Annotated in this window: 20 protein-coding genes; all 20 read right to left on the bottom strand. The window is 50.6% G+C overall.

Features of this window, described 5'->3' with window-relative positions; all coding sequences use genetic code 11:
• Nucleotides 1-2,133 carry a Stk1 family PASTA domain-containing Ser/Thr kinase gene (gene pknB / locus AB4Z29_RS03200; RefSeq protein WP_441941681.1) on the bottom strand — a complete coding sequence of 711 codons (2,133 nt, stop codon included), beginning with the start codon at nt 2,131-2,133 and terminating at the stop codon, nt 1-3.
• 5 nt (nt 2,134-2,138) lie between these two features.
• Entirely contained in the window at nt 2,139-2,900 is a 762-nt protein-coding gene (locus AB4Z29_RS03195; protein WP_441941680.1) for a Stp1/IreP family PP2C-type Ser/Thr phosphatase, read from the bottom strand.
• A gap of 7 nt (nt 2,901-2,907) precedes the next feature.
• Complete coding sequence (rlmN, locus tag AB4Z29_RS03190; RefSeq protein ID WP_441941679.1) at nt 2,908-3,954, bottom strand: 23S rRNA (adenine(2503)-C(2))-methyltransferase RlmN; 1,047 nt, start codon at nt 3,952-3,954, stop codon at nt 2,908-2,910.
• A 99-nt stretch (nt 3,955-4,053) separates the two neighbouring features.
• Nucleotides 4,054-5,577 (bottom strand): 16S rRNA (cytosine(967)-C(5))-methyltransferase RsmB, encoded by a 1,524-nt coding sequence (rsmB, locus tag AB4Z29_RS03185; RefSeq protein ID WP_441941678.1) that lies wholly within the window; start codon nt 5,575-5,577, stop codon nt 4,054-4,056.
• On the bottom strand, nt 5,567-6,526 hold the full coding sequence (gene fmt / locus AB4Z29_RS03180) for a methionyl-tRNA formyltransferase (protein WP_441941677.1): 960 nt from the start codon (nt 6,524-6,526) through the stop codon (nt 5,567-5,569). Before fmt ends, rsmB begins: the two co-directional genes overlap by 11 nt.
• 4 nt (nt 6,527-6,530) lie before the next feature.
• Entirely contained in the window at nt 6,531-7,016 is a 486-nt protein-coding gene (gene def / locus AB4Z29_RS03175; protein ID WP_441941676.1) for a peptide deformylase, read from the bottom strand.
• Between the two features lie 42 nt (nt 7,017-7,058).
• Nucleotides 7,059-9,545 carry a primosomal protein N' gene (priA, locus tag AB4Z29_RS03170; protein WP_441941675.1) on the bottom strand — a complete coding sequence of 829 codons (2,487 nt, stop codon included), beginning with the start codon at nt 9,543-9,545 and terminating at the stop codon, nt 7,059-7,061.
• Nucleotides 9,542-10,756 carry a bifunctional phosphopantothenoylcysteine decarboxylase/phosphopantothenate--cysteine ligase CoaBC gene (gene coaBC / locus AB4Z29_RS03165; RefSeq protein ID WP_441941674.1) on the bottom strand — a complete coding sequence of 405 codons (1,215 nt, stop codon included), beginning with the start codon at nt 10,754-10,756 and terminating at the stop codon, nt 9,542-9,544. Before coaBC ends, priA begins: the two co-directional genes overlap by 4 nt.
• 145 nt (nt 10,757-10,901) lie before the next feature.
• Nucleotides 10,902-11,426, bottom strand: a complete 525-nt coding sequence (locus AB4Z29_RS03160) for a YfiT family bacillithiol transferase (protein ID WP_441941673.1) — start codon at nt 11,424-11,426, stop codon at nt 10,902-10,904.
• 143 nt (nt 11,427-11,569) lie between these two features.
• Nucleotides 11,570-12,103: an NUDIX domain-containing protein gene (locus AB4Z29_RS03155; RefSeq protein ID WP_441941672.1), complete on the bottom strand. Its 534-nt coding sequence runs from the start codon at nt 12,101-12,103 to the stop codon at nt 11,570-11,572.
• A 183-nt stretch (nt 12,104-12,286) separates the two neighbouring features.
• The gene (locus tag AB4Z29_RS03150; RefSeq protein ID WP_441941671.1) at nt 12,287-13,294 is read right to left on the bottom strand and encodes an iron-hydroxamate ABC transporter substrate-binding protein; all 1,008 of its coding nucleotides are present in this window, start codon (nt 13,292-13,294) and stop codon (nt 12,287-12,289) included.
• 117 nt (nt 13,295-13,411) lie between these two features.
• Entirely contained in the window at nt 13,412-14,797 is a 1,386-nt protein-coding gene (locus tag AB4Z29_RS03145; RefSeq protein ID WP_441941670.1) for an AraC family transcriptional regulator, read from the bottom strand.
• Nucleotides 14,798-14,967: 170 nt separating this feature from the next.
• The gene (locus AB4Z29_RS03140) at nt 14,968-15,153 is read right to left on the bottom strand and encodes a hypothetical protein (protein ID WP_441941669.1); all 186 of its coding nucleotides are present in this window, start codon (nt 15,151-15,153) and stop codon (nt 14,968-14,970) included.
• Between the two features lie 37 nt (nt 15,154-15,190).
• Nucleotides 15,191-15,373, bottom strand: a complete 183-nt coding sequence (locus AB4Z29_RS03135) for a hypothetical protein (RefSeq protein ID WP_441941668.1) — start codon at nt 15,371-15,373, stop codon at nt 15,191-15,193.
• Nucleotides 15,374-15,544: 171 nt separating this feature from the next.
• Nucleotides 15,545-15,754 carry a DNA-directed RNA polymerase subunit omega gene (gene rpoZ / locus AB4Z29_RS03130; protein WP_441941667.1) on the bottom strand — a complete coding sequence of 70 codons (210 nt, stop codon included), beginning with the start codon at nt 15,752-15,754 and terminating at the stop codon, nt 15,545-15,547.
• Nucleotides 15,755-15,770: 16 nt separating this feature from the next.
• Nucleotides 15,771-16,388 (bottom strand): guanylate kinase, encoded by a 618-nt coding sequence (gene gmk, locus AB4Z29_RS03125; RefSeq protein WP_183561921.1) that lies wholly within the window; start codon nt 16,386-16,388, stop codon nt 15,771-15,773.
• Between the two features lie 13 nt (nt 16,389-16,401).
• Nucleotides 16,402-16,662: an extracellular matrix/biofilm regulator RemA gene (remA, locus tag AB4Z29_RS03120; protein ID WP_005548256.1), complete on the bottom strand. Its 261-nt coding sequence runs from the start codon at nt 16,660-16,662 to the stop codon at nt 16,402-16,404.
• Between the two features lie 340 nt (nt 16,663-17,002).
• A complete protein-coding gene (locus AB4Z29_RS03115) occupies nt 17,003-18,877 on the bottom strand; it encodes a bifunctional homocysteine S-methyltransferase/methylenetetrahydrofolate reductase (RefSeq protein ID WP_441941666.1) in 1,875 nt (624 codons plus the stop codon).
• Nucleotides 18,878-18,907: 30 nt separating this feature from the next.
• The gene (gene dapF, locus AB4Z29_RS03110; protein ID WP_441941665.1) at nt 18,908-19,738 is read right to left on the bottom strand and encodes a diaminopimelate epimerase; all 831 of its coding nucleotides are present in this window, start codon (nt 19,736-19,738) and stop codon (nt 18,908-18,910) included.
• Nucleotides 19,739-19,859: 121 nt separating this feature from the next.
• Nucleotides 19,860-22,652: a calcium-translocating P-type ATPase, SERCA-type gene (locus AB4Z29_RS03105; RefSeq protein WP_441941664.1), complete on the bottom strand. Its 2,793-nt coding sequence runs from the start codon at nt 22,650-22,652 to the stop codon at nt 19,860-19,862.
• Between the last annotated feature and the right edge of the window lie 42 nt (nt 22,653-22,694).

The raw sequence follows: 22,694 nt of genomic DNA, 5'->3' as shown, positions 1-22,694 counted from the left end.
CTAAGGCTGCTGCTCTGACTGCTCTTGTTGCTGCTCTTGCTGCTGTTCTTGCTGCTCTTCTTCAATTGGCTCATCGCTTTCGGTAACCTCCGCTTGTGCCGGTGCTTCTGTCGGCTGCACTTCTTCACCCGGAATGTTCAAGGTGGATGAATTCGATCCTTGCAATAGTTCTTCATAGGTAATGGTTTTCGTATCGATAAACTGGTTATCTCGGTAAACCGTCACCCTTGCTTCGGTATCTGGTGCTACGAGTACGGTAACAGGAAACGTTTGGGTTGTCGTGATTTGGCGTTTATCCCACTCAATATTCTCACCACGAGAATCAGAATAAACGATTCGTATTTCACTCGTCTTGCCAGCTTCCGCTGGTGAGATCGTAATATTGAATTGATGCTCCTTCGCGTCAGCAGGCGGTCCCGAACTTACTCTAATGGACAGTTTAGCTCCTTTGGACACTTGGTCCTTCGGTTTATAAGGATCTTGGCTGATGACATAGTTTTTCTGATGCAAGTAGCTCGGCTCATACAAAATATCTGCGTCATCGAGCGTCAGCTCATTCGCCTTGATTAGATCCTTCGCTTCATCCAAGCTTTTACCGATCAGGTTCGGCATAGGAACGGTTTCGCGGCCTTTACTGACCATGAAGGTAAACTCTACGGATTCCGGGTTGTACTCCTCGCCTGGCTTCGGAGACTGCTGAATAATCGTATCGGGAGCCTCCTCACTGAACACAGGATCAATGACAATCTGATCCTCGGCGATGCCAAGCGCACCAAGCTCATCGATAGCTGTCTGCAGCGCTTTCCCTACATAATTGCCGAGCTCTTCCAGCTCAGGTCCGTCACTTACCGTAATTTGAATAAGCGAGCCTTCCTTGACCTTCATATTCTTCTTCGACTGACTAAGCACCTGATCCTTCGGAATTTCCTTATTGTGCTCATGGACAACAGGATCCTCTACTTTGAGGCCCGCAGCCTCAATCATTTGTCTAGCTTCGGTTTCCGTCTTGCCAACGACATAAGGCACATCAACCTCAGCCACGTCCAGAACGCCAAGCAGCCAAATAAAGCCGCCGATGAACAGTCCTAATATTACAAGGGTAACGCCAACGACTGTTAACGGCTTCTTCCAGCCTTTAGGCTTCACCGGCACTTCATCAATGGTAGCCTTTTCGCCGGATGCTGCAGCAGTGGCAATAGGACGCTCTCTCTCGACAGTATCTACCGCTCTAATATCGCCGCGTATAGCAGGCATCACTCGCGTCTCTTCCATATCATTGACATGAACAAAAGTGATTTTCGGTTCCTTCAGTCGATCGGGACGAAGACATGTATCCAGATCTGCTTGCATTTCATGAGCAGAAGCGTAACGTTCACTCGGGTTTTTCCGCATCGCTTTGAGGATAACATTCTCTACGCTTTGCGGAATATGAGGATTTACGACACGAGGATCCTCGAAATTTTCCTGCAAATGCTTGAGTGCAACACTAATTGGGCTCTCGCCAAGAAACGGCAGCTTCGCAGTCAGCATTTGGTAGAGTACAATACCAAGTGAATATAGATCAGACTTCTCTCCGGTATTGACCCCCTTGGCATGCTCAGGGGAGAAATAGTGGACAGATCCGATGACGGATCCCGTCTGTGTGATCGTCGATGATGTAACCGCGCGGGCAATCCCGAAATCCGTTACCTTCACTCGTCCGTTTTTTCCGATTAAAATGTTATGAGGCTTAATATCGCGGTGGATAATATGATTCTGATGCGCATGATCGAGAGCATCAGCGATTTGCATGGCAATGCGCACCGCTTCTTCAGGCTGCAACGGCGCACGCTCTTGTATAATTTCATTTAAGTTGTGGCCTTCAATGTACTCCATTACGATATAATGAATATCTTCTTCTTGTCCTACATCATAGATGCTGACGACGTTCGGATGAGACAGCGCAGCCGCCGACTGTGCCTCACGACGAAACCTTCGTATAAACTCCTCGTCATGCACAAATTGCTGCCGCAGCACCTTTACCGCAACCTTGCGATTCAGCAGCACATCATGCGCTTTGTAAACAAGCGCCATTCCGCCTCCGCCGATACGTGTCAATATTTCATATCGTCCGCCTAAATCCTGTCCGATCATCCTAGTCACTCCCCTCGATTCGTGCTGCCCGCTTCTTGCAGAAGAACGACTGTAATGTTGTCGTCCCCGCCAGCATGCAGTGCAAGCTGAATGAGATGATCAGCTTTGGCTTCCAGCTCCAGCTGCTCTGTCGTGACCGTTTGCAGCATTTGCTGCTCGCTCACCAGATTCGATAATCCGTCGCTGCAAAGCAGCAGGACGTCTTCCGGCGACCATTCCACCGATTGCACTTCGATCTCGACTTGCGAATCCGTACCGACTGCGCGTGTAAGCACATTGCGGCGCGGATGATGGGCAGCTTCCTCGGCACTCAGCTGGCCTGATTTGACCAATTCGTTAACGAGCGTATGATCATTCGTAATTTGCGTGATCACGCCTTCTTTAATCTTGTATGCACGGCTGTCGCCAACATGTCCAATAATAGCATTATTCTGCTTAACGAGCGCAGCAACGATGGTGGTACCCATGTTATGGTAGCGCTCATTGCGTGAGGCCATCTCGAAAACGGCTTCATTCGCTTGCGAAATCGCTTGGCGAATAAGCATTTTCCCTTCCTGCAATGACAAGTCAGCTTTCGCTGCGCTTTGCTCCAGCATGCTGCGGAACGCGTCTACAGCCTTTTGGCTGGCGACGTCCCCGGCTTGATGGCCGCCCATGCCATCTGCTACGATGGCAAGCGTAATCCCATTATTCAATTGACTAACCCATGATTGATCTTCATTCACATGACGAACCCGTCCAATATCACTGCGGTTTGCCGTTAACAATCAGTCATCACCTCGCCTGAGACTCCATATGTTTCGCTCTTAACTGGCCGCATGCAGCCGCAATATCATGTCCTTGCTCCCTACGAATCGTAACGCTCACTTTATTCCGTTCCAATACGCGTTGGAATTCAAATATGTCCTCGCGAGGTGTTCGAACGTAGTTTCGTTCAGGAACATGGTTAACTGGAATCAAGTTGACATGACACAGCATGCCTTGCAATACATCCGCCAGCTCCTGAGCATGCTCTGCGCGGTCATTTACTCCGCCAATCAAGGCGTATTCGAACGTGATTCTCCGACCTGTTTTGGCGATATAGTTATGGCAGGCAGCCATTACATCATCGAATGGGAAACGACGGTTAACCGGCATAAGCTTCGAGCGCAGCGCGTCATTCGGCGCATGAATCGATAGGGCAAGGTTAATTTGCGTATTTTCCTCCGCGAATTTGTACATGCTCGGCACAATACCGCTCGTCGATACCGTAATATGGCGTTGGCCAATATTCAGTCCCTTCTCGTGAATCATGATGCGAAGAAACGTCATCGTGGCGTCATAGTTCTCGAACGGTTCGCCCGAGCCCATAATTACGATGCTTGATACACGCTCTCCGGTAGCATCAAGCATCTGTTGAGCCGTTACCACCTGCGCTACGATTTCGCCTGCGGTCAGATTCCGTTTCAATCCGCCGAGCGTCGATGCGCAGAACGTGCAGCCGATCCGGCAGCCGACCTGAGTCGTTACGCAGATGCTGTTGCCATAGTTGTGGCGCATAATAACCGTTTCAATTGCATGCGCATCGTGAAGGCCAAACAGAAACTTAACCGTTCCATCCTTCGATTCGAACTTCGTTATTTCGCTGAGCGTTACAAACTGAAAGCTCTCTTCAAGCTTATCGCGCAGCGTCTTGGATAGGTTGGACATATCTTCAAAGCTCTTTACCCGCTTCACATAAAGCCAATCAAACAACTGTCCGCCTCGAAATGCGGGCTCTCCGTTGTCTTTCATCCATTGTTGAAGCTGTTCGAGCGTGTAGTCATATATGCATGGTTTCATTTCATCACACCTGTACCTTATAGTAGGGCGGCTCCATGTTCGGAATGCCGCCATCGATTTATTTTACCACAAACGCCCATGTTCAGCCATAAGCGCCGCTTAAGAGCGTTTAATCATCCTTGCAATGTAAAAGCCGTCACTGTCAAAATGCTGCGGAAGCAGCTGTGCTTGACCTTCGAAATGCTCATCGATCACACCGGCCTTCCTAAGCTGATCCAGGATCGGTTCCGGCCAGCCCGGATCTAATTCAAATTCAGAATGCGCCTGTAGAAAGTGGGCAATCTGCTTCTCATTCTCGTCTCTCTCAATCGTACAAGTACTGTACACGAGCACGCCGCCTGGCCGTACTAAATCGCATACTGCATTTAGCAGTCGTTGTTGTACTGCAGCAATATCAGAAACATCGCCTAACGTTTTGGTCCATTTGATTTCGGGCTTTCGTTTAATGACACCAAAGCCTGAGCACGGCGCGTCCAACAGCACGGCGTCCATCGAATTCGGCTTAAAGCGATCCGCAAGCTTCAGCGCATCCTCGGTAATCGCCTCCACGTTGCGAAGCTTAAGACGCTCGGATTGCGTGACGATCAAATCTCGTTTATGAGCATGCAAATCATTCGCCCATACCTTGCCTTTGCCCTCCATCAGCTCCGCCAAGTGTGTGCTCTTGCCGCCTGGCGCAGCACAGCAGTCCAGCACCTGCATGCCTGCTTTCGGCGCTACAACCTCCGCAACGAGCATCGAGCTCTCATCCTGCACGGACCATAATCCGTCGCGGAATCCGGCCGTATCCGCAAGATTGCCGCCGCGTTCAACCGCAATGCCCGCGGGCGCAACAGCCGACAGCTTCGCATCGTAACCGGCTTCCGTCAGAAGCGCAATCGCATCCTCGCGGCTTCCCTTTAACGTATTGACACGAACGCTTGAATGAGGATGTGCATTGCCTGCAGCGCATATCTGTTCGGCTTGGTCTGCACCATATGCGGATACCCAGCGGCTTACCAGCCATTCGGGATAAGAATGGCGCAGTGCGATTTGGACAATTGGATCGGCGTGCTTGATCGCAGACGCCTGAAGCTCGCCTCGGCCTCGGTCAATGCTGCGAAGCACGCCATTTACCATGCCGGAAATCCCGGAGTGGCCGCGCTTCTTCGCAATGGTAACCGCCTCGTTAACCGCGGCATGCGCAGGTATTCTGTCCAAATACAGAAGCTGATAGGCACTCATTCGGAGCAGCTGGTGAACCCAAGGCTCAAGCTTGTTCAAGCCTTTGGAAACAAAGCGGCCTAGCCAGTAATCGAGTGTGGCTTGACGCTGGATTGTCCCGTACACGAGCTCTGTGACGAGCCCGGCATCTGCTTTCTGCAGTCCCGCGTCCTGAAGGGTTCGGTTCAACTGCAGATTGCTGTAGGCGCCTGTCTGCGCAACCTTGACCAGCGTATCCATAGCCAGCTCACGCGGTGATTTCGCCTTGCGGCTGCCTGCCTGCTGCGAGGCTTGAACGGCCTGATCTGGTTTGTTCCCGGAGGTAGGACGCTTATGTCCGTTTTTCCCTTTCGGCTTGGCGTTTACAGACTGACTGCCCTGATGATTCAGGTTCTTTTTATGTGTTCCACTATCCGTCATTCCGCACCTCCGAGCCTAACAAAGTGCCCGTTTCAAGACGCGCGCCCTTCAGCCACTCCGCAGCATTCATCACTCGCTTGCCTGCTGGCTGAATCTCTTTCAATAGAAGAACGCCATCGCCAGTCTGAACATGAATGCCCTGGCTGTCTGCTGCAAGCACAGCTCCGGGTGCTGCCGATTTATTCGAAGTCTGAGATTCCGATTCGGCGCACGACCATATTTTGAACACCTCACCGTTCAAATAAGTGAAGGCGCCTGCCATTGGCGACAAGCCGCGAACCTGATTGAAAATTTCACGCGCTGTTTTGGTCCAATGGATAAGCTCGTCCTCACGCGTTAGGTTTGGCGCATAAGTTGCCTGATCATGCTGCTGCGGAATTGCCTTCGCCTCACCCGAAACGATAGACGGCAGCGTTTCTCTCAGCAGCTCTGCGCCTGCGAGACTTAGCTTATCGAACATCGTACCGGAAGTATCCTCATCCGTAATCGGAAGCTCGACGACACTAATCATATCGCCGGTATCCAGACCTTCGGCCATGTACATAATCGTGACGCCCGTTGAGCTTTCTCCATTAATAATAGATCTTTGGATAGGCGCTCCGCCGCGATATTTCGGAAGCAAGGAGCCATGCACATTAATACAGCCTAGCCGTGGGATATCGAGCAGTGACTTCGGTAAAATTTGACCGTAGGCCGCCGTTACGATCAAATCCGGCTTCAGCTCCGCGATTGCAGCAACAGCATCCGCATTGCGCATCCGCTCCGGCTGCAGCACAGGCAGATTGAACGACAACGCCGCTTCCTTTACAGGCGGCGGCGTGAGCGTTTTTTTGCGGCCTTTCGGCCGATCAGGCTGCGTGACTACGGCAACGACATTGTACTGCTGCTCAAGAAGCAGCTTTAAAGAGGGAACGGCAAAATCCGGCGTTCCCATAAATACGATACGCATGAAGCTATTCGCCGCCTTTTCTAGCTCTTTCCGAAATGTCGTAGATACTCTCCGCCAAATCGGTGAACAAAATACCGTTCAAATGGTCGACCTCATGCTGGAAGGCACGCGCAAAATAACCTGTTGCCTCGACCGTAAACGACTGACCGCTGCTGTCTTGACCTGTAACTACGATACGGTCCGCGCGCAATACGTCACCGTTAAGATTCGGAATGCTCAAGCAGCCTTCTGGTCCAAGCTGTTCGCCTTCCTGCTCCACAATAACAGGATTGACCATTTCCACCAATCCATTCTCATCGCCGACATCTACCACGATAACCCGCTTCGAAATACCGATCTGAGGTGCGGCAAGGCCTACTCCCTCCGCGTCGTACATCGTCTCTGCCATATCTTTAAGCAACTTTTGCAAATTTGCGTTGAACTTCGTTACTTCCTTTGCCACTTCCCGCAATACCGGGTCCGGCTCTTTCACAATTATACGGATACTCATTGTATTCCCTTCCTTTACGATCATTAAAATAGTAATAGCTATTTATAATATAACTTGTGGATCCACGTCAATACTGAATTGCACAAGGCGCTGCGGCGTTCCGCCCGTGAATGGCAAGAGCGCTTTCCGGACAAGCGCGGAAGCATCGATGCTCCCCCGATATTTTATCACACATTGAAAACGGTAGCGATCTTTGATTCTTGAAATCGGCGACGCAACTGGGCCAAGCACTTCAAGCGCTCTCCCAAAACCGCTGCTTAGCGAAATCAGAACCCCTTCATTCTCGGCAATCTCGCGCAGCTCTGAAGCAAATCCCTCACTGACGGTAGACAGCAGCGGCAGCTGCTCATGCGACATCGTGACTAGAATCAGCCTGCAGTATGGCGGATATCCCATTGCGCTGCGATGGCGAAGCTCCTCGCTGACAAATGCTGCGTAATCATGCTGCTGCGCCGTAACGACGGCATAATGCTCAGGCACGTAGGTTTGAATAACGACCTCGCCAGGCAAATGATGCCTCCCCGCGCGTCCGGCAACCTGGGTGAGCAATTGAAACGTACGCTCTGCTGCGCGGAAATCAGGCAGATTAAGCGAGGTATCCGCTGCAATAACGCCGACAAGCGTGACAAAAGGGAAATCAAGTCCTTTAGCCACCATTTGAGTGCCTAGCAATACATCTGCCTTCCGGTCGCCGAACTGCTTCAGCAGCTTCTCATGCGAGTTTTTTTCGGTCGTAGTATCCACATCCATCCGAATGACCCTAATGCCAGGGAAAAGCTTGGAGAGCTCCTCCTCTACCCGCTGGGTTCCGGTCCCGAAATAACGGATATGCTCGCTTTGACAAGAAGGACAAGTGGCCGGTGCCTGCTCTGCATGGCCGCAATAGTGGCAGCGCAGCGCCCGTGATTTCTGATGGTAGGTTAGTGAAATGTCACAATGAGGACAAGCTGCTGTGTAGCCGCAAGAGCGGCACATCACAAAGGTCGAATACCCTCTTCGATTAAGAAGCAGCACCGATTGCTCGCCGCGCTCCAGCCTGTCGGCAAGCGAGCTGTGAAGCAGGCGGCTGAACATGGAACGATTGCCTTCCTTCAGTTCCTCGCGCATATCGATGACGGAGACAGGCGGCAGCGGCCTCCCGCCTACACGCACGGGCATAGGAAGCAGAGCCGGCTCTCGTCCTTCATCCTTAGCTGTCAACGGCCTGCTTGCCGCGGCGAAAGACTCAAGGGAAGGCGTCGCGGAGCCGAGTACTACCGCAGCCCCATGCTGTCTTGCCCTGCGAACGGCTACGTCGCGCGCATGATATTTCGGACTCTCCTCCTGCTTGTAGGAAGATTCATGCTCCTCGTCAATTATAATAAGCCCAATGCGCTCAAAGGGTGCAAATATAGCTGACCGAGCCCCAATCGCGACCTGTACCTGACGGCTGCGGATTTTGCGCCACTCGTCGTAACGCTCCCCGTTAGAGAGCCTGCTGTGGAGAACAGCTACAGCATCGCCGAAACGTCCCTTGAAACGTTCCACCATCTGGGGGGTCAAGGAGATTTCCGGAACCAGTACGATCGCTTGCTTTTCCTGCTCCAAACAAAATTGGATGGACTGCAAATAAACCTCTGTCTTCCCGCTCCCCGTAACGCCAAGCAGCAGCATCGTCCTCGACTCGCCCGCATCAACGGCTCTTATGATCCGGTCGTATACCTCGTTCTGACCCTCGGTCAATGCAAGCGGCATCGTTCGCTCAAATTCCCTGCCTGCATAAGGATCGCGCTGCTGCTCAACCTCTCTCAGCTCAAGCAGTCCTTTCTCGGCCAGCGAGCGGACGCTTGCAGCCGAGCCTCCCGCTTCAGCAAGAAGCTGCTGGAGCACCATTGGCTCTCCTCGCTCCAGCATGAAAGCAAGAACTTCGCGCTGCTTACCCGCCCGCGCCGGCAATGCCTCTAATTGAGTACGGACCATCTCTACATCATCGGGAACATAAACGGTTAGCACCTTGCGAACAGCCAGTCGATCCCGCACCTTCGTATGCTCAACCAGCACCCCTTCCCGCAGCGCGGACTTCACTGACTTTGCGTATTCAGGGAATCGCTCGAGCAGCACATCCAGCTTAACCAGCTGGCTGCCCATCCACTCAGTCATGGCAAGCGGCAAGTCCTCACTAGCTGATTCCGCGTCTTGAATGCAGACGAGTCTTTCCGCCTTGCCCTTCAAGGCTCCCGGTATCATTGCCTGCAGCGCCGTTGTCCAAGAGCAGCAATATTTCTCGCTCATCCATTTCGCCAACTCGATCAAGTCAGGAAGCAGCGGGGGCACATGATCGAGCAGCTCGGCAATCGGCTTCAACCGCTTCGAATCAAAATCCGACGTATCGGAAAGCTCAGTCACGAATCCTTGCAGCACGCGCCCTCCGAAGGGTACTCCGACACGGCTGCCTACCTCGATCCAGTCGGCAAATGCAGCAGGCACCTCATAATCAAACGGCCGATCCGTCTGGCGGCTCGGCACGTCTACAATGACTTTGGCAATCATTTGCTGCTCCCTCCAGCAGCGTTCATCCGCGCTTCAATCAGCTCAAGCAAGCGGGTCGCAACCTCGCGCTTCGACAGCAGCGGCATTGAATCCAATAAACCCTCCGGGCTGTATACTTGAACGATGTTCGTATCCCCGTTGAAGCCAGCTCCGTCCTTGCCTACATCATTGGCTACGATAAGGTCGCAATTTTTACGTCGAAGCTTGTCCATTGCATAGTGCTCAACTTGGTCCGTTTCCGCGGCAAAGCCGACTAAAAATTGATGCTGCTTCCGCTGTCCCAGCGTCTCAAGAATGTCTACCGTACGTTCAAGCTCCAGTACGAGCTTTTCGCCCGTTTTTTTCAGCTTCTGATCGCTGACCTGAGCTGCCCTGTAATCCGCGACCGCCGCAGCCTTGATGACGATATCCATATTCGCGAACCTGCCAGACACTGCTTCCAGCATTTCCTGCGCCGATTCCACCCGAATGACGTTCACCCCAGAAGGAATAGCAGCCGTTGTTCTTCCTGCAATTAGCGTTACATCCGCTCCCATCAGCTGTGCGGCTTCCGCAATCGCAAATCCCATTTTGCCTGACGAGTCGTTTGTCAGAAACCGGACAGGATCCAGTCTCTCCATTGTACCGCCAGCGGTAACGAGTACGCGTTTGCCTTTCAGCTTGGCTCCCCTGCTGAACCAAGAGCCAATTGCTGCCACAATATCCTCGGGCTCAGCAAGCCGGCCTTTGGCTACATAGCCGCAAGCGAGCTGACCTGTTCCCGGCTCAACAAACATCACCCCGCGTGCTGCCAGCAGCTCTAAATTGCTGACAACCGCAGGATGCTCATACATATGTACATTCATGGCCGGAGCAATAAGTATCGGACTTGTTGCTGCCAGCAGTGTCGTGCTGAGCATATCATCAGCGTGGCCTCCGGCTAGCTTGGCAATGGCATTGGCAGTAGCCGGAGCAATCACGATTAGATCTGCGTGGTCAGCCAAATGAATATGCGAGACGACAGCAGGGTCACGCTCGTCAAACGTATCGATATGAACAGGGTTGCGCGACAACGTTTGCAAAGTAAGCGGCGTGATGAACTTCGTTGCTGATTCGGTCATAATGACATGCACGGTTGCTCCTGCCTGAACTAGCTTACTGCAGAGCGCCGCGCCTTTATAAGCTGCGATTCCGCCTGTAATGCCGAGTATAATGGTTTTTCCTTTTAGCATGGTGTATCTCCTATCAAGCGTAAACGGCTAAAAGCCACTCTGAATACAAGATTCCGTTCCGCATTAAGCTGACGCGCCCGCTAGGACGCTGGCTTATCATTTGTTATTTTAAAAGGGCAAGTTCGTCTTAGCAAGGCGGCAACGCTCACCAATCCTTACGCTCTCTCAAGCTCGTGATTTGCGCAACGTGATGCTTTCCGTGCCAAGCTACGTACCCTAAGAAGTAAGCTAAGCCAATCTGGCTTCCCTTCTCTGGGTGGTAGAACATTTTATCAAAGTCGGCCGTCTCCATCGAGCGCAGCAAAAGCACCAAGCGTGCATGAATACCTTCCACGATTGAAAGGCTGATTGCAGCTGACGCTTGGAGGCTGTCGGCGGTTTCGGCCCAGCGCTCTTCATTAAAAGGCTTGATCGTCGGATTATTCTCCGTAAGCGCGAGCTTGAAGCGTGAAAAATAATTCATCGATGCATCCGCAAGATGATGTGCGACCTGCCTAACGCTCCAGCTGCCGCTCCGATAAGAAGTATCCAGCTGTTCATCGTCCAATTCCGCTAAAGCAGCGCTGAGCTGACCAGGCAGTCTCTCGATGTCGACAATCCACTGTTCACGATGTTTATTGGTCATTCCCTCGAACGAGTACCTGCCAATCGGATAACGTAATTTGTCCATTCCGTTCCCTCCTGTTCATTCGTCCATGAATCGCAATTCCCATCAACTATCATAACATATGCAGCATCAAAATCTAACCAGACCCTATCGTTTTCAATTAAAAAAAGCGGGAGGCTCAGCATTCCTAATCGGCTGCGCCCCTCCTATGCGTGCTTCAACCGGTGTGCCATCGCATAAAGCTCAGCAATATCAAATCGCCCGATTTCCTCAAACCTTCTCACAGCTTCGTCGATCGATACCACTTCTACTAATGCCACCTGCTCGCCATCCGGCGGGTTCAGCGGCTTTCCTGTTAGCTTGACCTCGCCATACCCAACCATCCTAACGAAATTCGGATGCGGAATATGCGGCCGATAAGGCTGGCTGGCTGAGGAATGACAATTGAAGCATCCAAACAGCGTATAATCTGTCAGCTCAGCTCCCAGCTCCTCCAGCACCTCTCTCTTCAAAGCATCAAGATGATGCTCGCCCGGCTCGAGCGTCCCCCCTGCAAGCTCCCATCGTCCGTCCTCAAGCTGCATGACGACATACCCGTCCCCAACCGTTGGAATAATGCTAATATTGCTGACCAGCGAAATGTCCACCTCATAATTTAGCGAAAAACAGTTTTCGACTGCTCCCCAAACGATGCACTTGGATAATGCAGGTGAATTTTCTATCACAGTATGTTCATTCATCGATCTCAACTTCCTTTTTCTCAAAATACAGCTTCATATTATCGATGCTGAATATCGCTAATGTGATTATGACATTCCCTTAGTTTATCAAATCTGATGCCGTTATTCATACTTATACATGTGAAAAAGAAAAAAGAGCTGCTCGGCCATGCATGCCGAGCGGCTCTTTCGTTGTGCTGATCATTATTCTCCAATCAGCATTGCTGTAATTTCCTCTGCTTGCGCTAGAATCGATACGGGATCAAAATACCAGAAACGGTCAGCGGCCAGCTCGTGAACACGGTTGTTTTTTACAGCAGCCAGCGAGTTCCATATTTCTGTTTTCTTAAACTCGTCATTGCCGGTCTCTGAAAACAGCAGAATATGGTCGCCTGCATAATCAGGAAGCAATTCGAGTGCGAGCTCCTTCCACTGCGTATCGCCGAACAGCTCGCTCCGAATGCGTTCAGTCGGCTGGAGCTGCAATGCGCCGTATATTGCTTGACCGCCCCTGCCAAAGTTATCACCAAACGTATATGTCGTTTTCCCACCCGATTCAAAAATGGAGAAGGTTTCATCCTTGCTTACTTTTCCAGAAAGCTTGCCTCTAAGCTCCACTATCTTCCCATCGTAAGCCGTTAACCAAGTTTCTGCTTCCGCCTGTTTGCCGAGCAGCTCCGCAATTCCTCTCATCTCGGCATGCACGCCCTTGAACGTGGCATTCGTGCCGAATGGAATCGCGACAGTTGGGGCAATTTTGGAAAGCTGGTCATAGACATTCGCATCCTCTGTCGCCGTAATGATTAGGTCGGGCTCAAGCGATACGACTTTCTCCAGGTTAATAGTGCTTCTCTCGCCAATTCCTTCGATTCCCGCTGCCAAGTCCTTTGTGTAAGGATTATCTATGTAATATTGGTCTGCACCGACAGGCTTTACACCAAGCGCGAGCATCGTCTGCAAATATTGATCCGCTACAATCCGCTTAGGGTTGGCCGGTATTTCCACGTCACCGTTAATTGATTTGTAAATCCGTGTAGCATTCTCATCCACAGCCTCTGTTGGGCTAGCGGATGGCGATGGCGATACGGCAGCATTGTTCGTTTGGTTAGCCGCCTCGTTTGTACCTGCATTATTCCCGCCGCAGGCCGCTAGTAAGGTAATTAATGAAAGTACAACCGTCCCCAGTCCTAATCTCTTTCTCCAGCTTTGCATTCTTCAGTTCCTCTTTCCATCTGTTATTTTGATGCGAATGATTACCATTCTCATGAAATAACAGTAACAGCTTGTGAAGTTACGCGTCCATAGCTAAATGTGATATTCTCATGACCTCTACGAGGTGCTCTTTGAAATAAAATGGACAATGTCCTTTAGCTGCTTCTCTGTTGAAGCCGGATCAAATCCATAAAAAGCTTGTCCGTCAATGCTATATATATGCTTGTTTTGATAAGCGGGAAGCAGCTGCCAGCAGCGGCGGTTTATAATATTTTGTACTTTGATCCGTTCCTTTTGATCCTTAGGCAGGACAATGAACATATGATCAGCTGCAAAAGAATGAACCTCCTCCGTTGGCATCTCCACATATCCAATTCGGTGGGTGCCGTTCTCCATCATGCTAAGCGGCGGTGCAAACTGGAGCGTATCGTATAGAAGATGGGACGCCCTTCCCCACTTGTCTCCAAACACATAGCTGGTTTCGGCACCAAGCTCGATTACGACCGCCGTACCCCGTTTGCCAAGGCAATGATCCAATTCACGACTCGCGCGGCCTGCAAGCTCTTCAAGCCGCTTAAGGCAATCCTTGGCTGCGAGAGAGCGATCAACAATTTCTGCAATACGCATAAACTGCTCATCCCAATTCATTTGTTCGAATGGCAGCGACACTAACGGTGAAATACGCCGAAGCTCCTCCGAGCTCTCCTCGTTCGAAACATAATTCAAAATCAAATCAGGAGATGTCGGTTTAATCGCTGCGTACAAATCTTTCGGTACGTTTTGGAATAAATGAATCTTGCTTCTTGCAGCTTCCTGTCCAAATAGGTCTAGTGTCCAATTGGAGACAACGGCCAGAGAAGGCGTGACACCAAGCGTAAACAAACTAGCCGAATAGTTATAGGATAATGTGGCAATTCGCTTGGGACGTTTCAAATAAATAGTCGGTGCGTCCCCTGTTATCTGCTTAAAGCGGCGACTCAAATAGAAGCCATCCTTGTAGCCCACGCTCAGCGCAGTTTCATACAAGTCTTTTTTGGAAGTGAACAGCTGCTCCTGAGCGGCACGGATACGGAGCTCGGTTACATACTCTTTAAACGTCTTCCCGGTATGGCGTTTGAACACCCGAGAGAAATGCTCCGGACTAACACACGCTCGCTTCGCTTCCGCAGACCTAGTCATCTCTCCAGCATAATTCTTTTTAATATAGTCCAGCGCCTTTTCTATCCATTCCGACCCTGCAGCTATTTTCTCTATCCCTGAATTTGGAATTGCCTGACTTTCACTCGTGCTACCATCTTCTCTTGAGAAGCACAGCGATTCAGGCATGATGCCCGCACGCAGCTGCTTTCTCCATTGCTCAGCAGCTTCCAGCGTCAATTCACCGATATTCGCAACCAATCGATGCTTCGGTTTGCCGTTCTCATCGCGGTAGGATTCAACAATTTTATAGTAGTCATGCTGCTTACTATTTTTCCGCTTTAACGGGACTTTTTTCAAAAACAAGATTCGTCCTCCTCTGATAGGACTACAGACTTGCCAACACCAAGCCTAACTATCGTCCCCGCCATACATGTATTCCTTGGAGCTGCGATGAAATCCTTTCATCATTGATAACTATTATCAATTATAAAGCAAGAAGCCGCTGCGGGAAAGCGGCTTTTATTATTCGGAAATTAATGACTAATAAACTGAAATATGCCAATAAACAGGATGATTCCTATAAACACAATGGCAAAAGCGATGGCAAAGCTTGCAATGCCTGAACGACTGCCCTTTGGTTGTGATTTTAGCTGCTCCACCTGCTCCTCAAGCTTCTCCAAGGATCGCTTCATTTCTTGAATTTCCTTTTCACTCGCCACTTTGCATACCTCCTATCCTAATAAGAGCAACATTAAACTATACGCGCTTATCCACAATATGCTTGCTATTTTGAATATCTTTTCTGAGCAGCCTCAATTCCTCGTTAAGCTCCACCATTTGTTTGGTAAGTTTGGAAGAATCAATCGCTCCGCGAATTACAACGGACAATAGCAGCATCGACACGATTAAAAAAATAATAGCAATTAGCAACGGTTCCATATTTACCTCCTATGTATAATTATTAGACGAACATGCATGAAGCTGGTTTCCATTATTTTAACAAAAGTCATTGGAAACGAGAAGTTATCGCGCTGTTAAACACAGAAACGGAGCGCTTACTGTTACCAGTAAGCGCTCCGCTCTACATAAAAATTATTTAAAAACTGCTGTTTAGTCCTCTTTTGTAGCGAGGTTTTCCACTTGGAGAATGTCGCCGTAAATTTCTTCTAGCGCAACGCCAACATACTTGCGGGACCGCGGATTTCTCAATTCCGATTTGTCTCCATTACGGAGCATGCGAGCACGTCTGGAAGCTGCTACCACTAGCGTGTATTTACTGTCAACTTTTTTCACCATTTCGTCAATGGACGGATATAACATCGTTCATTCTCCTCACTCATGCTTTCTCAATTGCGGCGACCATGCCCGAAACGTACGGTAAATATCTTTCTCTTCGGCAATGCTCGGCTATCATGATGCTGCGAATACGATCGCATGCAGCATCTATCTCATCATTCAATACCGCATAATCATAGTGGCCAAGTAAGTTCATTTCATCGACCGCTACAGACATGCGATTATTGATCGTATCCAAAGATTCGGTGCCACGGCCCGTTATACGCTGCTTCAGCTCATCCAAGGATGGTGGCAATAAAAATACGAAAATGCCCTCGGGGAACTTTTGCTTCACCTTCAGCGCACCTTGAACTTCGATTTCCAGAATGACATCCTTGCCGCTTGCTAACGTGCGCTCCACGAAATCTCGCGGCGTCCCGTAGTAATTACCAACATATTCAGCATGCTCAAGAAGTGCGTCACGCGCAATCATATCTTGAAACTGCTCACGGCTTTTGAAAAAATAGTTGACTCCATCCACTTCACCCTGACGCGGCAATCTGGTCGTTGCCGACACCGAATAGACAAGCTCAGGAACCTTATTACGAAGAACGGAACAAACCGTCCCTTTGCCGACCCCAGAAGGGCCTGACAGTACAATTAACAATCCCTTATCCATATGACTCCCCGTACTATTCGTCGTTATCGTCGTCCTTAGTGGATAAGCGGTGTGCAACCGTTTCGGGCTGAACAGCCGACAATATCACATGATCGCTATCCGTAATAATTACAGCGCGCGTGCGTCGTCCATATGTAGCATCAATAAGCATATGGCGGTCGCGGGCTTCTTGAATGATTCGTTTAATCGGAGCTGATTCCGGGCTTACGATTGAAATAATGCGGTTTGCAGATACAATATTGCCGAATCCGATATTAATGAGTTTAATAGCCAAGCCTGGTTTCCTCCCCCGCCTACGGTCTACCCTGTGCATCTGTCTGCAAGTGTGAATGACTAGTATATATTTAGATAATGTGAATACGACAACTTTGCGTTCTTGCCAAATACCGACAGAACTACTGCACTATTGTTGACGAAAAAAGCGCCTTGCATACTTCTCCGCTTAGACGAATGCACCTACCGCTGCCGTTTGTAAACGGCCTGTCCTTGCCATGCTTTGAAAGTGTGGCAACTGTATCCTTGCTTTATTTTAATTGATTTTTCGTCAACGAACAAGCGAAAATGCGAAAACAAGCAAAAAAGGCTCGTTTCCGCATCGTTTCTTCACAATTTAGCTACATACGCTCTGTTTTCTGCCAAACGTACTGTGTAAGCTGGACGCCCATATCATAAAACATAAACGGAGTAATTAAATAAATGCCTTTGAAATGCGGCAAAGCAGCATCGAGCAGTTCCTTGGCAATCTGAACGCCTTCCGCTCTGCCAGCTTCTCCTTCAAGTCCGGCCATTCTAGCGCGCACCTCGTCCGACAGCTGAATTCCCGGCACCTCGTTGTGGAGGTACTCGGCATTGCGTCCGCTGGCAAGCGGCATAATGCCGATAAATACGGGAACGGACAAATGCTTCGTAGATTCCGCAATTCGCTCGATAAGTGCCGGATCATATACGGGCTGCGTCATAATATAGTCCGCACCCGATTTGATTTTGCGCTCGAGCCGCTGAACAGCCTTGTCCAAATGCTTCACATTCGGATTAAAAGCAGCTCCAACGACGAATTTAGCTTTCTGCTTCAACGGCTTGCCGGAGAAAGCCGTTCCGTCGTTCAACTGTTTGATCATCCGAATCATCTCGAAGGATGTCAAGTCATACACGGAGCTTGAATCCGGCAAATCGCCGAATCGAGCCGGATCGCCGGTCACCGCGAGCACATGATCGATATCGAGTGCATCCAGACCCATCATATGGGACTGCGTTCCAATTAAGTTGCGATCGCGGCAAGCGATATGCACGAGCGGCCTAATGCCGACCTTCTCCTGCAAAAGCGCAGCAAGCGCGATATTGCTCATTCGGGTTACGGCAAGCGAATTGTCGGCCATCGTGACCGCATCCGCCTTCGCTTCTTTGAGCGCAGCCGCTCCGTCCATAAACTTGCGAATATCCAAATCACGTGGCGGATCAAGCTCCACGATAACCGTATGACGCTTATTAACAAGATCTACAATGGAAGGCTCCTGTATGGCTTGTTTGCTTGATATGGCGTCCGATTCAGCCAGCTTCTCAGCAGGCTTTACGATAATCTTCTCGAAGACAGGCAATGGTGCTCGTGCTTGTCCTATTTGCGGAACATAGTTCTCAAGTGCAGCCGCAATCGCTTGGATATGCTCCGGCGTCGTTCCGCAGCAGCCCCCAATTAATCGTGCACCGCGATCAGCAAAGCGCAGAGCAGATTCTGCGAAATATTCCGGGCCGGCGGAATACGTATATTTGCCGTCAATGTAATCTGGAATACCCGCATTCGGATATACGGACAAAGGCAAGCCTATAGGGCCTGTTATCGAATCGATCGCTCGCATAATACCATTGGGACCGCTTCGGCAGTTAAAGCCGACGACATCGGCGCCTTCTTCCTGCAATTGGTCAAAAGCACTCTTCATGCCATTGCCTTCCTGTGTACGACCAACGTCCTCCACGGCAAATTGGCAAATAACAGGCAGGTTCGAAGCCGCTCTTGCGATACGAAGCGCGAGCAGCATCTCATCAAGATCATAGAATGTTTCGAGCAGCAAGCCGTCAACGCCTTCTTCAAGCAAAGCATGCATTTGGCGCTGATAGGCTTCGATTACTTTTGCGGTTCGCAGGTTTTTAAGCTTCCCGTCACGGATAGAGCCGACGGCTCCAACGACGTAGGCATCCTCGCCAATCGCAGCGCGAGCAGCACGCACGCCGGCGCGATTGATGGCATCCATCTCGTGCTCCAAGCCGTATTTCGAAAGCTTCTCATTATTAGCTGAAAACGTATTCGTCTCGATAACGCGTGCACCAGCCTCATAATAGCGGCGGTGGATATTCTCAATCACATCTGGACGAATCGTATTGAATTCTTCATAAGAAACGCCGACAGGGAACCCCATCTGATACAGATAGGTTCCCATCGCGCCGTCCCCGGTCAAGATACGCTGCTGGAGCGCTTCCCTTAAATCCGGTTTCATTTTATTCATTCCACCCATCTTACGTTGCTCTTAAAAATTACCGCGGTACGAAACGGCCGCAGGGCCAGACATATAAACATGGTTATCCGATTCATTCCATTCAATCAGAAGATCTCCGCCTTTTAAAGATACAGTAGCGGTACGATCTGTAGCGCCATTCAGCACCGAAGCCACGACTGTTGCGCAAGCGCCCGTGCCGCAAGCAAGAGTCGGGCCTGCGCCGCGCTCCCATACGCGCATGTCCGTATGCGTACGGGAATTGACCGTTACGAATTCTACGTTAATTTTGCGCGGGAATAACGGATGTGTCTCAAGCTTAGGGCCCCACGTATTCAGATCAAAGCTGGCTGCATCATCTACATAAATGACACAGTGAGGATTGCCCATCGACACCGCTGTGAAACGGAATTCACGTCCGTCAACCTCGATTGGATGCTCGATTACGCGTTCAGCGTCAATCGTTGTCGGAACCTGAAGCCCGTTCAGAATAGGCTCGCCCATGTCGACGCGGACAGAGGTTACCTCGCCATTATCAACGGTAAGCTGAACCTTCTGAGCGCCTGCTCCCAACGTTTCGATCGTAATCTCTTTTTTATCGGTTAGTCCATTATCGTACACATATTTGGATACACAGCGAATGGCATTGCCGCATTGCTCGGCTTCCGAGCCGTCGGAATTAATGATGCGCATCCGGAAATCCGCGATCTCAGAAGGAAGAATATAAACAAGGCCGTCTGCCCCGATACCGAAAAACCGGTTGCAAAGCCTAATAGCCAAATCGGCTACATCCGCTGGCAGCTGCTGCTCGCCTGCGATGACTACGAAATCGTTTCCTAAACCGTTCATTTTTGTGAAATTCATATGATTGCCCTCTCCTTGCCACATCTCTTAATAGGTCATTGCTATGATTTATTCTTCATAGCATACCGCAAAGCAAGGAGAAAGGCTATTCATAATTTGTTTAATGATTTGTATTTATTTGCTATCTTGCCGCGGTTTGCGGCCCGATCGGCCATTTCGTTTTGTTCTTCTTTTTGTTTGAAGTACCGAGCACGCTGCCAATTCCCATTAGGAACGTCGGAATTCCTGCTGCAACAAATACGAGACACCATTCACGGAAGTTAAGCGGAACCGTTTTGAATATGGGCTGCAGCGCTTCGATATAAAGGACCCCGATCATAAGAAGCAGCGAGGACAGCACGGCCAGCACCAAATATTTGTTTTGAAACGGGTTCCGATGAAAAATCGAGCGTGAGCTCCGGCAGTCGAACACATGTATAAGCTGTGCCATGACTAATGTTGCGAATGCGACGGTCTGTGCTTTCATAAGCTGCGCAGCGCTGCCAGCGCTGCCAGGCGCATCATGCAGCGTAATCCAAAATGCGCCAAGCGTGCAGACGCCGATGAGAATGCCGCGGCTAATGATTTTCCAGCCCAATCTGCGGGAGAAAATACTCTCTTTAGCCGAGCGGGGCTTTTGCTGCATAAGATCCTTCTCTGCCTGGTCAACGCCGAGCGCCATCGCCGGCAAGCCATCCGTAACGAGGTTCACCCACAAAATTTGGATCGGGACCAGCGGTAGCGGAAGCCCCGCCATCATCGCTAGGAACATAACAAGAATTTCCCCTACATTGGAAGCCAGCAAATAACGAATGAATTTACGGATATTCTCATAGATTCCCCGCCCCTCTTCAATTGCCGCAACAATCGTAGAGAAGTTGTCATCACTCAGCACGAGCGCTGAGGCTTCCTTCGTAACGTCCGTGCCTGTGATCCCCATTGCAATGCCGATATCCGCCGCTTTGATGGCTGGCGCGTCATTCACGCCGTCCCCGGTCATCGCTACGACATGACCTTGGCGCTGAAGTGCTTTGACAATCCGCAATTTATGCTCAGGAGAAACCCTTGCGTAAACATAAATATTGTCGACTAAACGGTCAAGCTGTTCATCGTCCATCGCTTCAAGCTGCCTGCCGCTCATGGCAATGCCCCCGCGCGGCATAATGCCGAGCTGCCCGGCGATTGCTTCAGCCGTTAATTGGTGGTCGCCCGTGATCATCACCGTTTTGATTCCTGCCCGCCTGCAGGTCGCGATCGCTTCCTTTACCTCGCGGCGCGGAGGGTCGATCATTCCGGTTAGTCCGACGAATACGAGCTGGCACTCCGCATCCGCTTCTGTCTCGCAAGCATCACCCGCCCGTAAATCACGATAGGCAAGCCCCAGAACACGAAGCGCTGACTGTGCCATCTGTTCGCCAGCCTCGGCGCATTTCCGTTTAAGCGTAGAGGTAAACGGAACGACCTTCCCTTCCCACAGCACATAGGCGCAATGATCCATTAGTAGGTCGGGAGCGCCTTTTGTGCAGATGAGCCTGCCGCCTTGGTGTGATACAACGACGGACATTCTTTTTCTTTCGGAATCGAAAGGAAACTCCTTCTCCCGTTTGTACAGCTGCTCAAGCGACTTTGCTGAAGAGCCAAGCTTAGCGGAAAGCACCGCCAATGCCCCCTCTGTCGGATCGCCTTTAAGCGTCCATTCCTCTTGGATTTCTTTGCTCTTGCGCTTGCCCGTTTCGACTGCTTCTACCTTGACGATTTGAGCGTTGTTGCAAAGCGCGCTTACTTGAAGAAGCCGTTTAATCGCTTGATCATGCTTGATGTCGAGCGCATTGCCCGCTTCATAGATAGCGCCAGTCGGTTCATAGCCTTCGCCGCTTACCTCAAGCTGCCTGCCTCCGAGCCATACATGCGTGACGGTCATTTTATTTTGCGTGAGGGTACCTGTTTTGTCCGAACAAATAACCGAGGCGCAGCCGAGCGTCTCCACCGATGGCAGCTTGCGCACGATAGCCTTCCGTTTGATCATTCGCTGTACGCCAAGCGCAAGCGCGATCGTAACGATTGCCGGAAGGCCTTCGGGGATAGCAGCTACGGCCAAGCTGACGCCTGCAAGGAACATCCCGTAAGCAGGCTGTCCATGTAGAATGCCCGCAACGACGACCATGATGGTCAAGCCGATCGCCACGACTATCAAAATTTTCCCAAGCTGCTCCAAACGATGCTGAAGCGGTGTCTCCATCGACTCCGTCTGCTGGATAAGTCCAGCGATCTTGCCCATTTCCGTTTCCATGCCTGTACGAATGACAACGGCCTTTGCCGTCCCCCTCGTAAGCATCGTTCCCATGAAGCCCATATTTCGCTGATCGCCAAGCGGCAAGTCCTCATCTGCAATCGCTGCGGAATGCTTGCCAACCGGAACCGATTCCCCCGTCAAGGCCGACTCCTCTACATAACAGCTATTCGCTTCAAGAAACCGAACATCTGCAGGAATTCGGTCCCCGCTTTCCAAATAAATGAGATCGCCTGCGACAAGCTCCTTGGCAGGAACCGAATGTAACTCCCCGCTTCTGTATACCTTCGCAGTCGGCGCCGAAAGCTCTTTGAGCGCTCGCAGGGAGCGCTCTGCCCTGAATTCTTGCACAAAGCCCAGCACCGCATTGAGACCGATTATGGCTACGATTGTGATGGCGTCCAAGTACTCACCGAGCAGTCCTGAAATTAATGTTGCTCCCATCAACACAAGCACCATAAAATCTTTAAATTGATTGAGGAAAAGCAGAATAGGGGAAACCCGCTTGCCCTCTGTCAATTCATTATGTCCATTCTTCTCCAGCCGCTGCGCCGCTTCCGACGTCGTCAGCCCCTGATTCGGGGAGCTGGCTAATACGTCAATCAGCTCACTCGTTCCCATTTGATGCCATTTCATTTGTTCCATGGAATAACTCCCTCCCGTAATATGCCGAGCCAAGCAGACAAG

It is taken from the genome of Paenibacillus sp. 2TAB23 (assembly GCF_052115165.1).
Classification (GTDB): domain Bacteria; phylum Bacillota; class Bacilli; order Paenibacillales; family Paenibacillaceae; genus Pristimantibacillus.
Note: the sequence above shows the minus strand (reverse complement) of the source record. Positions and strands in the feature narration are given on the sequence as shown.